This window comes from Williamsia sterculiae (assembly GCF_900156495.1).
GTDB classification, from domain to species: domain Bacteria; phylum Actinomycetota; class Actinomycetes; order Mycobacteriales; family Mycobacteriaceae; genus Williamsia_B; species Williamsia_B sterculiae.
This window is the reverse complement of sequence record NZ_FTNT01000002.1, coordinates 397,045-410,313: the sequence shown is the minus strand read 5'-3', so window position 1 is coordinate 410,313 and position 13,269 is coordinate 397,045. Positions and strand designations below refer to the sequence as shown.

Below are 13,269 nucleotides of genomic sequence, written 5' to 3'. Positions count from 1 at the left end.
CGTCACCTGGCCCAGTCCACCTGTCGGGCCATCTCCAGCAGCCGCTGCCGGCGTGCCGGCGAGGTGGCACCCACCCAGGCGATCAGACCGTATACGTGGGCGCGGAAATCGTCGTGACCGTCCCGGTTCTGTGTGGCCGCACCGTCGCGAATGGCATTGTGCAGCAAAGCCCGCAGGTTGTCGTAGTCGTCGCGGGCGACCTGGGGACGGTCGTTGACCACCAGCCCGGCGAGTTGCTGACGCTGGTGACGGTGCATGATGCGGACCTTCTCGGGGTGGACAACGAAGCCTTCGGCCGCGACGATCCGCATCACCACCCAGAGCACGCGATCCGCATCGATGCCGTCCCCGGATACGGCCAGATCGTCGCCGTATCGCGTGTAGCGCAACCCGTTACGACGGGCATAACCGGCCAGCCGACGATCCAGAGATCGCATCACCAGGTTGGCCAGATGCGGTGACGTGGGTGCGCCCTGGGGCAGGTGTCGGTCCCGCAAGAGGGCGGCGTGTCCGTACTCGACGCCGGTCAGCTCGTCGACAGGCGTTGCGGTGGTACACAGGTCGGCCAGGACCCGGGCGATCGGTGCGCGATAGCCGCCGATGTCGGCGAACACTCGACGTACCCGACCGACCGTGATGCTCTCGAAGCAGTGCCGCAGGTCCACGCGTACGACGGTGGGGCGATCGGTGTGCGGCCACGCGAAGGCCGCGGTGGACGAACCGGCGACGAAGCCCCGGGCGGCCGGGTGAGCAGGCATCCGCTCGACCACCCTGCGCAACAGGCGCCGCTGGGTCTCGCGCATCCACGGCTTGGGTGCCTCGATCACCCGTACCCCGTCGCGTTTGTGCCGTCGCCAGATCCGGTAGTGCCGCAGCGGCGGACGCGCGTTTCGCAACCATCGACCGCGGTCGGCGAACCACTCGAGCTCGCCGACGGTGAGACCGAACCACTGCGCCAGCAGTTCGACGTCGTAGAGATCGGGCAGACCGTAGGGCATGGGGCCGACCGGAACCGGGTCCGACAGTTCGATCACCCGGGGTGGGGCAGGCGTCGGCAGCGTCCACGGTTGCAGGGCCTCGGTGAACGCTTGGGCCGGATGGCGTGGTTCGCGGGGGTTTGCCGCGAACAACCGCTCCACCGCGTCCTCGGCGATGCCCTCGGGCAGCACCGCGCCTGCGGCCCGCAGCACCTCGGGCCAGGTCCACCCGCCGTAGCCGCGGGAGAAGTCGGCCGCGGCCTCGGCCGCCTCCGCGACGGTCAGTACCGGGGCGGCCACGGCGCACGAAGGGTCGGATGGACGCTGCCGGTGGGATGGGCGGCGGGTGCGGTGACCCAGAACTCGTTCTCGCGGCGCCGTGGTGCACGCGCAGCGTGCCGGCCGGCGTCGGACGCAGGGACCAACTGTGAGGTGCACCCAGGGGTTACCCCTGAGACGGATCGTGACGATCCACTCTCACCGCAGCCGCCACCCATGACCCGATGCTAACGCCAGTCGCGTGACCGGCTGCCGACCCGCAGATCCAGATGCTGCAGCCGTTCGGCGACCACGGTGACCGCACCCTCGGCGTTCTGCACGCGACCGCGGATGAGCAGGGCCGTCGCCCCCTGCGCGGCGCGCCGATACCGACTCCACACCCCCACCGAGCAGACCACGTTGACCATCCCGGTCTCGTCCTCGAGATTGACGAAGGTGACACCGGATGCGGTGGCCGGGCGTTGCCGGTGGGTGACCGCCCCGGCCACCAGCACCCGCGAACCGTCCGGCACGGTGAGCAGCTTGTCGGCGAGCACCACACCCAGCGCGTCGAGCCGTGGCCGCAGGAACTGGGTGGGATACAGACTCGGCGTCACCCCGGTGGCCCAGGCGTCCGCGGCGGAGAGTTCCACGTCGGTGAACCCCGGCAACGTCGGCGCGGCGCTCGCGCCGAGCAACGGCAACCGGTCGACTCGTTCGGCCGAGGCGGCACCGGCATCCCACAGCGCCTGCCGACGACTGATCCCGAAGCAGTTCAAGGCCCCGGCAGTGGCCAACGCCTCGAGCTGACGGGTGGTCAACTCCGCCCGCCTGGACAGGTCGGCGGTGTCGGTGTACTCGCCCCCGCGGTCCCGTTCGTCGACGATCCGCTGGGCCAGATCGTCGCCGATGGTGCGCACCGATCCCAGGGCCATCCGCACCTGCGTGCCCCGTTCCTCGAGGTTCGGGTACGCCAGCGAGCGGTTGACGTCGGGGCCGTGCACGGTCACCCCGTGCCGTCGGGCATCGGCGACGAGCGACTGCGGTGAGTAGAACCCCATCGGTTGGGCGCGCAGCAACGCCGCACAGAACGCGGCGGGATGGTGCAGCTTGAACCACGACGAGTAGAACACCAGCGATGCGAAACTCTGCGAATGGCTCTCCGGGAAACCAAAATTCGCGAATGCCGCCATCTTCTCGAAGATCCGGTCGGCCAGCTCACCGGTGATGCCGTGGGTGTCCCGCATGCCCTGGTAGAAACGTTCCCGGAGCAGCGCCATCTTCGCGGGCGACCGCTTGGACCCCATCGCCCGCCGCAGCTGATCGGCCTCGGCGGCGTCGAATCCGGCGACGTCGACGGCCAGCTGCATGAGTTGCTCCTGGAACAATGGCACCCCCAGGGTGCGTTCGAGCGCCGGCTCCATGGCCGGGTGTTCGCATCGGGACGACTCCTGTTTCTTGCGCCTGCGGATGTAGGGATGCACCGAACCACCCTGGATGGGTCCGGGGCGGATCAGGGCGACCTCGACCACCAGGTCGTAGAAGCGCTTCGGCCGCAGCCGGGGCAGGGTGGCCATCTGGGCGCGGGACTCCACCTGGAACACGCCCACCGAGTCGGCACGGCAGAGCATCTCGTAGACGGCGGCTTCGCCGAGATCGAGCTTGGCCAGATCGACGTGCAGGTTCTTGTGTTCGGCGACCAGGTCGATGGCGTAGTGCAGTGCCGACAACATGCCCAGCCCCAGCAGGTCGAACTTCACCAGGTTCATCGCCGCGCAGTCGTCCTTGTCCCACTGCAGCACGCTGCGGTTCTCCATCCGCGCCCACTCGGTGGGACAGACGTCGGCGATGGGTCGGTCGCAGATCACCATGCCACCCGAGTGGATACCCAGATGCCTTGGCATGTCGCGGATCTGATCCGCGAGTTCGAGAACCTGATCCGGGATCTGGTGGTCCACACCGGCCGGGATCGACCCGTCCCACCGATCCACCTGTTTGCTCCAGGCATCCTGCTGCCCCATCGAATAACCCAGGGCGCGGGCCATGTCCCGGACCGCTGACCGACCGCGGTAGGTGATCACATTGGCCACCTGTGCGCTGCGATCTCGCCCGTACTTCGTGTAGACGTGCTGGATCGCCTCCTCCCGGCGGTCCGATTCGATGTCGACGTCGATGTCGGGCGGGCCGTCACGTTCCGGGGACAGGAAACGCTCGAAGAGCAGATCGTTGGCGATCGGATCGACGTTGGTGATACCCAGGGCGTAACAGACCGCGGAGTTCGCGGCACTCCCCCGCCCCTGACAGAGGATGTCGTTGTCCCTGCAGAACGTGACGATGTCGTGCACCACCAGGAAGTACCCGGGGAAGTCCATGGTGGTGATGACGGCGAGCTCGTGTTCGATCTGCTTGTAGGCAGCAGTATTCCGCTCCTCGGAACCGTACCGACGAGCCGCCCCGTCTGCGGTGAGCCGGCGCAGCCAGCTGATCTCGGTGTGCCCGGCGGGCACGTCGAACGGCGGTAGCTCCGGGGCGACCAGCTTCAACTCGAATGCGCAGTCCCGCCCCAGCTGCACCGCGTTGTCGATGGCCTCCGGGTGAGCGGCCAGCAGTCGTGCCATCTCGTCGCCACCACGCAGATGCGCACCACCGAGTCCGGGCAGCCAGCCAGCCATCTCGTCGAGACTGCGACGCGACCGCGCCGCGGCCATCGCCATGGCCAGCCGCCGACGATCGGGGGTGGCGAAATGTGCACCGGTGGTGGCCACGGTCATCACCCGGTGCGCGGCGGCGAGGTCGGCCAGTGCGGCGTTGCGTTCGTCGTCGGCGGGGATGCCGTGCGCGGTGAGCTCGACGGCGACGTTGTCGCGGCCGAAACGGTCGAGCAGACCACGCAGGGCGACCGTCGCCGCCTCCGGGCCACCGGTCGCGAGTGCCTGTCGCACTGAACCCTTGCGGCATCCGGTGAGGATCAACCATTCGTCGTCCGCGGCGTCGGCGAGCCGGTCGAGGTCGTGACGCAGCAACCCCTTCTCGCCGGCATCCATGTGAGCGGTGGCCAGTTGGCGGGAGAGCCGTCGATAACCTTCCTTTCCGCGAGCCAACACCAGCAGATGCGAACCCTCGGGATCCGGGGTGCCGGTGCGAGCGGTGTCGTGCTGCAGGGAGAGTTCCGCACCGAAGACGGTCGGCAGCCCCCATTCGCGGGCCGCCTCGGCGAACCGGACCACCCCGTAGAAGCCGTTGTGGTCGGTGATCGCCACCGCCTCCAGACCCAGCCGATGGGCCTCTTCGACCATCTCCTCGGGGGCCGAGGCGCCGTCGAGGAAGCTGTAGCCGGTGTGCGCGTGCAGTTCGGCGTACGGGACGGCCGACTGCCCGCGCCGCAGGTCACCGGCATGATAGCTACCGCGGGTGCGGGACCAGGCCGGACTGTCTCCACCATCACCGGGATGGGCCGCGCCATCGAACCCGCCCTCGCGCGCGGGGCGGCCGGAGAGCACCCGCTCCATCTCCGACCAGCTCGACGGTCCCTGTTCCCAACCCATCGACCCAGTGTATCGAACATACGTTCGTATCGAGTGGGTGTGGGTTCACCCGCTCACGAGCTGGGCGGCAGAGCACCGGTCCGTGTCAGCTGCCCGTCGTGCATGGTGACGGTCACCGTGGTGGGCCCGCCGGAGGGGCAGCAGAACGGGTCGTCATCGCCAAGCCATCGGTAACTCACGGTGACAGCGTCCTTGGACGTGTGTGCCACGGTGGTGTACGAGTACGGCTTGTCATCGACGGTGCCCATGAAGCGGCCGTCGTGGAACAACAGGGTCCGCGACACCGCGGTGGCGTCGCCGATACCGTCGTCGGTGACGAGCATGGCGTCGAGGTTGCAGCCGCCGCTGAGAGGGTTGTTGCTGGCACCCACCGGTTGCCAGCTGCCGCCGCCGGCGGGTGGGGCGAGCGCGGCGATCGAGTCGGTCGCCAGACTCGAGTTCAGGTCGAAACACAAGCCGTGTCCACTACCGTTCGGCGCTGCGCCATGTGCGGCGGCAGGGCCGGCGGCGAGCCCCGCGGCGACAGCCGTCGCCGTGATCACGTTGCGAATCAATGTCGTCGACACCATCTGAACGTCTTCTCCTCACACCCGGGACGGGTTCCTCGGAAACTGCGTATACATCAGGGCTGTCGCTCCGCCGCGACGAGTGGTTAGCCGACACAACGGTTTGTCATGTCTTCGTGATGTCCCGGTGGTCCCCGGCCGGACTCACGTCGCAGGGGTTGCGCAGTTGTCAGGCGCCTGACAATATTGGTTAGGTGCCTGACAAACATCGTGCGCCCGATCTGGAAGCCGCAGGCTCCTGGGCGAAGAAGTACACCGTGGCCAGCCGGGTACTGATGGAGGCGGTGCTGCGCCCGTACGGGTTGGGGGGCATGCAGTGGTACGTACTCACCCTGCTGGAGGCCAACGGGCCGCTGGGGCAACGTGAGCTGACATCGATGCTCGAACTGGAACGCGCGACCCTCAGCGGGATCGTCGGCGCACTGACCAGGAAAGAGCTGGTCGAGCAGGTCGCGGACACCCACGACAAGCGGCAGAAGGTGCTGCATCTGACGACTGCCGGGACCGCTCTGCTGAGGACCGTTCCCGACCCGATCGAACTCATCACCACAGTCGCCTTCGACGGGATGGATCACGCGGACATCGACACGGCCCATCGGGTGCTTCGCCACGCGACACAACGGCTCAACGACTACAGGAAAGAGGCTCTCTCATGACCATTCTCGTCACCGGCGGAACAGGTCTCGTCGGATCGCGGTTGCTGAAGCGACTCGCAGCCCAAGGCCTCGAGTGTCGTGCACTGGTCCGCCAGGGCAGGGAGGTCCCCACAGGAGTGGAGCGGGTGGAGGGTGACATTCTCGAGCCCGCCACCCTGGGTGCCGCCCTCGAGGGTGTGACCACCGTGCTGCACCTCGCGGCGTTGTTCCGCACAGCGGACGTGGAGCAGATCTGGAGGGTCAATCGCGACGGCACGCGCAACGTGATCGCCGCGGTGCACGAACACGCGCCCCGAGCACGCCTGGTGATGGCCAGCACCTCCAACGTGTACGGCCCGGGGCTGGGCCACCCCGGTCGGGAGAGCGACGAGACGACGGCCACCCACGCCTACCCCGCGAGCAAGATCGAAGCCGAGAAGGACGTGCGCGCCAGCGGTCTCAACTGGGTCATCCTCCGGCTGCCCTTCGTCTACGGGGACGGTGACGGGCACCTGGAGGCCGCACCGGAACAGGTGGCGAGCATGGGCTGGCACCCGGCTCGGAAGCTCAGTGTGATCCATCACCGCGACGTCGCCACAGCGATCGGGATGGCGTTGGACGGGGTCATGGACGGCCGCATCGTCAACGTCGCCGACGATTCGCCACTCACCGTCTACGAGATCGCCGACGTCGTCCACGCGACATACGAGTCGTCGAACGAACCGCTCACCGACCCGTGGCTGGGGCATGCGGACGTGTCGTTGGCCCGACGTCTCGGATTCCGGCCCACGGTGTCCAGCGTCTACCAGGCCCAACGGGAAGCCCTGCTCTGATCTGCGGGGAGGTGTGGCCTGACCATGGCCGAAGGAAGTCGTCCTTCCACTATCAATCTATAGCCGACCCCGGGTCTTGCGGCAAGACCCGGTGCATCCTTCACAATCGCTGATCGTCCTGCTCGTCCTGCCGACACAGTGAAGGCGTCGCCGGTGCCCACCAGTACTTTCCACCTCTCCTCTGCCCGGTCCTCGCGCTCCGATCCGGCCGGGATCGCCGCCGACGACGTGCATTTCGCGGCCGTCTCGGCCCGACTCCATCAGCGGGTCACCGAACTGACGGACCGATTGGACTCGCTTCGTCGTGCCCCGGGTGGTGCGGGGCAGGCCGCCATGGACAGGGACCTGGAGATCCACCGGGTGACGGCGCAACTGCGTCACCTGAGCCGCTTCGATCGTGATCTCTGCCTGGGACACTTCGTCGTCGACGGGTCCGACCCGGTGTACGTGGGCCGGATCGGTCTCACCGATGACGATGGCCGTCAGCTGGTGGTCGACTGGCGGTCGGCGGCCGCGGAGCCGTTCTTCGCCGCGACGCATGCGCACCGCATGGGGGTCGTCCGGCGTCGTCGGTACCGGTGGAGTCACGGCAAGGTCGTCGACTATTGGGACGAGTCGTTCGGCGCGGACGCCTTCACCGCAGAAGGTTTCGGCACAGAGGGTTTCGCTTCCGTGCTCGACGAGTTGGACGCGAGCCGAACCGGTCGGATGCGCGACGTGCTGGGCACGCTGGCCGCCGACCAGGACGCGATCATCCGCGCCGACTCCGCGGGAACGCTGGTCGTCGACGGCGGTCCCGGGACCGGTAAAACCGTTGTCGCGCTGCACCGGGTGGCGTATCTGCTCTACGCGGACTCCCGCCTCGCCGCACATCGCGGCGGCGTGCTGGTGGTCGGACCGAATGAACACTTCCTGTCGTACGTGCAGGACGTCCTCCCGGCTCTCGGTGAAGACGGTGTCGCCATGACCACCATCCGCGACCTCGTCGACGAGGGGACCACGGCCATCGCGGAATCCGCATCGGATGTCGCGGCGATCAAGGGACGCGTCGACTGGGAGACGGTCATCGATCGGGCGGTGGCGTTCTACGAGGATCCACCGCGCACCTGTTCGACCATCGAGACCGACTGGGTCGACGTCCGGGTCACCCCCGACGACTGGGCGGCGGCGATGGCGGCACCCGAGCGTGGGACGCCGCACAACGAGGCGCGGACGATCGTGCGAGATGCACTCGTCGAGATCCTGGTGGACAAGCAATCCGGCGATGTCCCCCGGGACGCGGTGGCCACCGACCTCGCGCAGAGCGTCGAACTGCGACGGACCCTGTACCACAGCTGGCCGATGCTCGATGCCACCGACATCGTCGGGGATCTGTGGACCGTCCCGGCCTATCTCCGCCGGTGTGCACCGGAACTGACCGACGCCGAGATCGCCGTGGTGCAACGGCACGACCCGCACGCCTGGACGGTGGCCGACCTTCCGATCCTCGACGCCGCGCGCCTTCGTCTCGGTGATGCCGGGGCCGACGACCGCACACGACGCCTCCAGGCCGAGGCCCGGGCGCAGCGGGCACACCGCGAGTCGGTGATCGACGACCTGGTGGCCGCCGACGACGGCGAGGGATTGATCACCATGCTGAGAGGAGGACACCTCCACGACGTGCTGGTGGACACCAGCGCGATCACCACCGTCGCCCGCGATCGGCGGGACGGGCCGTTCGCGCACATCGTGGTGGACGAGGCGCAGGAGCTCACCGATGCGGAATGGCAGATGCTACTACGCCGTTGTCCCACGAAGAGTTTCACGATCGTCGGAGATCGTGCCCAGTCGCGCCATCTGTTCACCGAATCCTGGGATGCGCGCACCGCGAGGACCGGGTTGATCCCGTCGCGGGTGTCACCGCTGACCATCAACTACCGAACGCCTGCCGAGATCATGGACACCGCCGCACCCATGATCCGTCGCGCCCTCCCGGATGCCGGGGTGCCCACGTCGATTCGGCGCGGCAAGTCACCGGTGCGATACGCGCCGATGAGTGCACTCGACGAGATCCTGAAACAGTGGCTCACCGACAACCACGAGGGCGTCGCCTGTGTGATCACCATGGACCCGCTCGCGCCGACGTCGACAACCGTTTCGGACCGCGTTCGGATCCTCACACCGGAGTCGGCGAAGGGTCTCGAATTCGACCTGGTGGTGCTGGTCGATCCGGCCACCTTCGGCGACGGGGTGACCGGTGCGGTCGACCGGTATGTGGCGATGACGCGTGCGACGCAGGAGTTGGTGATCCTGTCATGAGCGGTCGCATGCACTTGGGTCAGCGAACTGAGGTCATCGCGATCGCACGATGCCGTCGAGCAGGATGTCGGCCACGGTAGCGGCGTAACCGTCGGCATCCACATCGGGATGCGCGTCGAGATAACCGAGCATCGCGTCGACGGCGCCCTGGTAGGTGACGGCGAGTGCGCGCGGATTCAGCGCCGCGCGGAAGTCGCCGTCATCCTGTCCGCGTCGGAAGATCCGTTCCTGCGCGAGGTACATGTCCTCGTAGTCGCGCAGCGTGAACCGTGCGGAGCCTTCTGCGGTGCGGAGGTTGTTGACGATCTCATCCAACGCTCGTCTCTGGGCGCCGTGGGTGTCTCGCGTGTGCGCGGCGCCGTGGATGGCCGCGCGGATCACATCCGGTGCCGGAGCGGTGAGGTCGATGCGAGCCGCCACCGCGTGGCGCAGCTCGAGGAGAGCATGTTCGGCGGTGCGCACCATCAGATCGTCCCGATCCTCGAAGTAGTGCCACATCAGGCCTTTCGACACGCCCGCCCGCTGCGCGATCGCGTCGACACTGGTGCCCCGGAAACCGTGTTCGGCCAACACGCTGACCGTTGCCGAGACGATCTGTTCTCGCCGTTGCTCGGCGCTGAGTCGCTGTCGGGGCCGGGTCGACGATGTCGGCATCGGGATCTCCTCAGTTTCGTCTGGCGCGCAGGGTCAGCACCACGACCGCCCCCATGATCGCAGCGACGACGACCGTCTCCACACGCATCCACATCGGGAACATCCCGGGGATGAGCGCTTCCACGATGTTCACCACCAGGAGGACACCGGCGATGATGCCCAGCGCCGTGGACGCCCGGTGATCACCGCGACGGGCACCACGGAGCCGCAACGGCAGGAGCACCGCGAAGACCGCGACGATGACGGCGTGTACCCACGCATCGTCGGTCGCCTGCGACGAGGCGACGACGGTCAGGACGACCAGGGTCACGATCGTCGCGGCTGTGATTGCGACGTAGGAGTAGACGAGTCGGGAGATCAGGACCATCCGGCCCGCGGGCGCCGCTACTTTGTTGACCATGCGGTCAACATTATTGACCAGGCAGTCAATTTGCAAGGTCTTTTCTGTGGACAGCCACCCCAGCGGACCCGCAGAATCAGCGGACGATGCCCACGACGCTGATGGTCCCCACGTCAGAGCTGCACGCGTCCTGGCTCGACGCGTGGCATGAATGGGGGCGCGAGACACCGCAGCCCGGTACGAACATGGCGACGGCCACGCGGCTCGGACTGGACCTGGCACAGCCTGCGGACTTCCGGCGGTGGGTGGGGATACTCACGGAGTTGGAGAACCCCGACACCCCGGTTCCGAGCGGGATGGTGCGGGCAACCCAGCGCTGGATCTGCGTCGAGGACGGTGACACGGTGGAGTATTGCGGCGCTATCAATCTCCGGCACACGTTGACACCCATGCTCGCGGAACTCGGTGGCCACATCGGCTACTCCGTGCGGCCGCGAGCACGCCGGCGAGGACTGGCCGTTGTCGCGGTGGCCGAGATGTTGCGGATCGCCGGTCGTCTCGGCCTGCGCGAGGTGATGATCACCTGCGATGACGGCAACCTCGGATCTCGTCGTACCATCGAGAAGTCCGGCGGTGCACTACAGGACATCCGCGAACCGGACGACTATGCGATCACGAACGGATTCGGTGAGCCGTTGCGGCGGTACTGGGTGCCGACGAGCTCACCCAGATGTGGTGATGGTGACGTCGAGCAGCGGTCGTGATGTGAGCGCTTGTCGTGCGACGTACACGCACATCCCGGTGGTTTCGTCGAGCCGGATGATGAACCGCGTGTCGGGTTCGGTGGTGTCCTGGTCTGCGGTTGTGTGGCCGGTGTCGAGCAGGGCGCAGCAAGCGCATCGCGGTTCGTAGTGGGGTGTCGGTTGCGCTGTGGCTTGCCATGCGAGACGGCCATGGTGGTTCATGGTGCTGATGTCGGTGAGATCAACCCCCGGGCGGTCGTGTCCATCGGAGTTGCCCCATACGCTGCCGGCGATCTCGGCGGGGTCGAGCATGGCCACCCAGTAGTAGTTCTCGTAGAAGGTGCCATGTCCGTAGTCGATGTCGGAGTCGGAGGGGCGGGAGATGACGAGCCCGTCGGTGTCAACGCATGGTGGTGATGCTTGGGATGGCCAGATACCGGGGCACGCCCTCCAGGGTCCGTTGCCGGTCCGTACGCGTGTCCCGTCGAATGGTCGGTCGGCGCGCCGGTGGAAGAGAGTCTTGCCCGTCTCGTCGGCGATCCGGACCGTGTCAGGGCGCGTGATCCACGCATGCCGCACCGCCGCTCCTGATGATTCCCAGTCGAATTCGATGGTCTTCCACAGCCATGGTGACGACTGTGCAAGTCGACGGAACTGGGTGGCTGTGGGTGCCGAGATCATGGTCTCGATGAGAACACACTGCGCACAGGTCCAGCACCTGCTTTCTCGCTCCGAGTTCAACCTCATCGGAGCGCTCACGGTACACAGGAATGATCAGCTCCTTCGATTCAAGAAGGCGCGGTAGGTGTGTACCCCCCGGCGAGTTCTCTCGCGCGAGCCTCCTTGTCGGACCAGCCGTGTATGTTGGCGCCAGCACCAAGATGACGCGGGAATCGTTGAGACACTTCCGTTCCTACTACTGAGACCGTCATCCATGTCCAGTCGAAGCACGGTTGCCCTACCCTCTGAGGGTTCAGCGACCGAGCCTGACCTCGGGTCGGTCTTGGCGGCGCTCGATGATTTCGACACCGACGAGTTGTTGTCCGTTCGAGAGGCGCTGTCTGACAGGTTGGTCGACCAGTCGTTTGTGGAGGTGGATGACGAGCAGGTGGTGGCTGCGGCGCGGCGGTTGCAGCGGCAGACCCGACGGGATGAAGCGGTGCAGGTGGCGTTGACCACGCAGATGTTGGAGCGGGGGCTACCGACGAAACGAGGGTTGCGGCGTCACGCGTTCCTGCGGGAGGTGTTGGGGTTGAGTGGTTCCGAAGCCGCTGCCCGGGTGGCCACCACCGAGCTTTGTGCCCCGTTGGTGGGGTTGACCGGGGAGACCCTGCCGCCGTACGCGCCGACCATGGCCGCACTGCTGCGTGACGGGGTGATCGGGACGGCGCATGTGCGGGTGATGCGGTCGGTGATCGCGAAGTTCCCGTCCGCGGTCCGGGACGACCGACCGATGTGGGAGGCCGCCGAACAGCAGGTGGGTGAGTTGGCGGCGGTGTTGGATCCGGATCAGTTGACCAAAGCGGTGCAACGTTTGCTGGCCTACCTCGATCCCGACGGGGTCGATGACGACGACCGGGATAGGAAACGCCGGCGGGGTTGACCCTGGGTCGTCAGGGTGCGGACTACATGTCCGGGATCCGTGGTGAGTTGGATCCGGTGACCCGGGCGTTGTGGGATGTGCTCGCAGAGAAATGGGCCCGACCCGGGATGAACAACCCCGACGACCCCGACTCACCGGTGGGAGATGCGGACAAGGCCAACGCCGACGTTCTCGCTGCGGCGGCGAAGCGCGATCACCGCACCACCGCGCAACGCAACCACGACGCGTTCACCCTGATGCTCCGAACGATCGCCGAGTCGGGGGTGTTGGGTCACCACCGAGGTTTACCCGCGCAGGTCATCGTGGTCATGACGCTGGAGGAGTTGGAGGCGGAGACGGGGATAGCGACCACCGCCTCCGGCGGCACCCTGCCCGTCCGCGACGCACTCGCGTTGGCCGGGACCAGCCGCCCGTTCCTCGCCCTGCTGGACGATGCGGACCGGCCCCTGTTTTTTGGTCGGCAACGACGCCTGGCTTGGTCGGATCAGCGGATGGCGTTGATCGCCTCCCAACGGGGGTGCACCCGACCCGGGTGTGATCAACCCGCCACCCGCGCCGCCGTCCACCACGTCACCGAATGGAAAAACCCCGTCCTGCGGCAGGATCGCACCACCGCTGCCCGCGCGTCAGCCAATCGCCAACGCTTGATGTCAGAATCCGGTCAGGCCCGCATCGCCCAACACTTCCGCGACACCTTGCGGGACCAACTCACGCTCACACGCGCCCACCTCGCCGAAGGCCACCGCTGGGAACACGACCTCCACCTCATACCCCTCGGAGAACCACCCGACGACCGACCCCTGGCCGCCTGAACGAC

Annotated in this window: 10 protein-coding genes and 1 pseudogene; 5 read left to right on the top strand and 6 right to left on the bottom strand. The window is 67.1% G+C overall.

The annotated features are described in order from the left end of the window. Window positions 1-2: 2 nt before the first annotated feature. The 3 genes from BW971_RS04715 to BW971_RS04705 all read right to left on the bottom strand — a co-directional run bounded on the left by BW971_RS04715 (window position 3) and on the right by BW971_RS04705 (window position 5,349). Complete coding sequence (locus BW971_RS04715; protein ID WP_076476995.1) at window positions 3-1,277, bottom strand: reverse transcriptase family protein; 1,275 nt, start codon at window positions 1,275-1,277, stop codon at window positions 3-5. Window positions 1,278-1,483: 206 nt separating this feature from the next. Next, a complete protein-coding gene (locus BW971_RS04710; RefSeq protein ID WP_076476993.1) occupies window positions 1,484-4,780 on the bottom strand; it encodes an error-prone DNA polymerase in 3,297 nt (1,098 codons plus the stop codon). Window positions 4,781-4,833: 53 nt separating this feature from the next. Beyond that, complete coding sequence (locus BW971_RS04705; RefSeq protein ID WP_143690197.1) at window positions 4,834-5,349, bottom strand: LppP/LprE family lipoprotein; 516 nt, start codon at window positions 5,347-5,349, stop codon at window positions 4,834-4,836. Between the two features lie 191 nt (window positions 5,350-5,540). Here BW971_RS04705 and BW971_RS04700 point away from each other — a divergent pair, with 191 nt between their 5' ends. The 3 genes from BW971_RS04700 to helR all read left to right on the top strand — a co-directional run bounded on the left by BW971_RS04700 (window position 5,541) and on the right by helR (window position 9,112). Next, window positions 5,541-6,002 (top strand): MarR family winged helix-turn-helix transcriptional regulator, encoded by a 462-nt coding sequence (locus tag BW971_RS04700; RefSeq protein WP_076476992.1) that lies wholly within the window; start codon window positions 5,541-5,543, stop codon window positions 6,000-6,002. Next, window positions 5,999-6,814 carry an NAD-dependent epimerase/dehydratase family protein gene (locus BW971_RS04695; protein WP_076476991.1) on the top strand — a complete coding sequence of 272 codons (816 nt, stop codon included), beginning with the start codon at window positions 5,999-6,001 and terminating at the stop codon, window positions 6,812-6,814. Before BW971_RS04700 ends, BW971_RS04695 begins: the two co-directional genes overlap by 4 nt. A 153-nt stretch (window positions 6,815-6,967) precedes the next feature. Beyond that, window positions 6,968-9,112, top strand: a complete 2,145-nt coding sequence (helR, locus tag BW971_RS04690; RefSeq protein ID WP_234974232.1) for an RNA polymerase recycling motor ATPase HelR — start codon at window positions 6,968-6,970, stop codon at window positions 9,110-9,112. Window positions 9,113-9,145: 33 nt separating this feature from the next. On the opposite strand, the gene BW971_RS04685 is transcribed toward helR, so the two are convergent. Both BW971_RS04685 and BW971_RS04680 read right to left on the bottom strand, forming a co-directional pair. After that, window positions 9,146-9,766, bottom strand: coding sequence for a TetR/AcrR family transcriptional regulator (locus tag BW971_RS04685; protein WP_076476988.1), 621 nt, complete (start codon window positions 9,764-9,766; stop codon window positions 9,146-9,148). A 10-nt stretch (window positions 9,767-9,776) separates the two neighbouring features. Next, window positions 9,777-10,166, bottom strand: coding sequence for a hypothetical protein (locus BW971_RS04680; protein WP_143690196.1), 390 nt, complete (start codon window positions 10,164-10,166; stop codon window positions 9,777-9,779). 86 nt (window positions 10,167-10,252) lie between these two features. Here BW971_RS04680 and BW971_RS04675 point away from each other — a divergent pair, with 86 nt between their 5' ends. Continuing rightward, window positions 10,253-10,870, top strand: coding sequence for a GNAT family N-acetyltransferase (locus BW971_RS04675; RefSeq protein WP_076476984.1), 618 nt, complete (start codon window positions 10,253-10,255; stop codon window positions 10,868-10,870). Here the strand turns inward: BW971_RS04675 and BW971_RS04670 are convergent. Then, window positions 10,829-11,530 carry a hypothetical protein gene (locus tag BW971_RS04670; protein WP_076476982.1) on the bottom strand — a complete coding sequence of 234 codons (702 nt, stop codon included), beginning with the start codon at window positions 11,528-11,530 and terminating at the stop codon, window positions 10,829-10,831. The genes BW971_RS04675 and BW971_RS04670 overlap by 42 nt on opposite strands. A 253-nt stretch (window positions 11,531-11,783) precedes the next feature. Between BW971_RS04670 and BW971_RS21840 the strand changes: the two are divergent. Next, a pseudogene (locus BW971_RS21840) lies at window positions 11,784-13,264 on the top strand (DUF222 domain-containing protein). The last annotated feature ends 5 nt before the right edge of the window (window positions 13,265-13,269 follow it).

Bases quoted from the DNA above. Each gene is read 5' to 3' on its own strand.
- BW971_RS04685 (WP_076476988.1), bottom strand. From the start codon at position 9,766: ATGCCGACATCGTCGACCCGGCCCCGACAGCGACTCAGCGCCGAGCAA.
- BW971_RS04680 (WP_143690196.1), bottom strand. From the start codon at position 10,166: ATGGTCAACAAAGTAGCGGCGCCCGCGGGCCGGATGGTCCTGATCTCC.
- BW971_RS04675 (WP_076476984.1), top strand. From the start codon at position 10,253: ATGCCCACGACGCTGATGGTCCCCACGTCAGAGCTGCACGCGTCCTGG.
- BW971_RS04710 (WP_076476993.1), bottom strand. From the start codon at position 4,780: ATGGGTTGGGAACAGGGACCGTCGAGCTGGTCGGAGATGGAGCGGGTG.
- BW971_RS04670 (WP_076476982.1), bottom strand. From the start codon at position 11,530: ATGATCTCGGCACCCACAGCCACCCAGTTCCGTCGACTTGCACAGTCG.
- BW971_RS04705 (WP_143690197.1), bottom strand. From the start codon at position 5,349: ATGGTGTCGACGACATTGATTCGCAACGTGATCACGGCGACGGCTGTC.
- BW971_RS04695 (WP_076476991.1), top strand. From the start codon at position 5,999: ATGACCATTCTCGTCACCGGCGGAACAGGTCTCGTCGGATCGCGGTTG.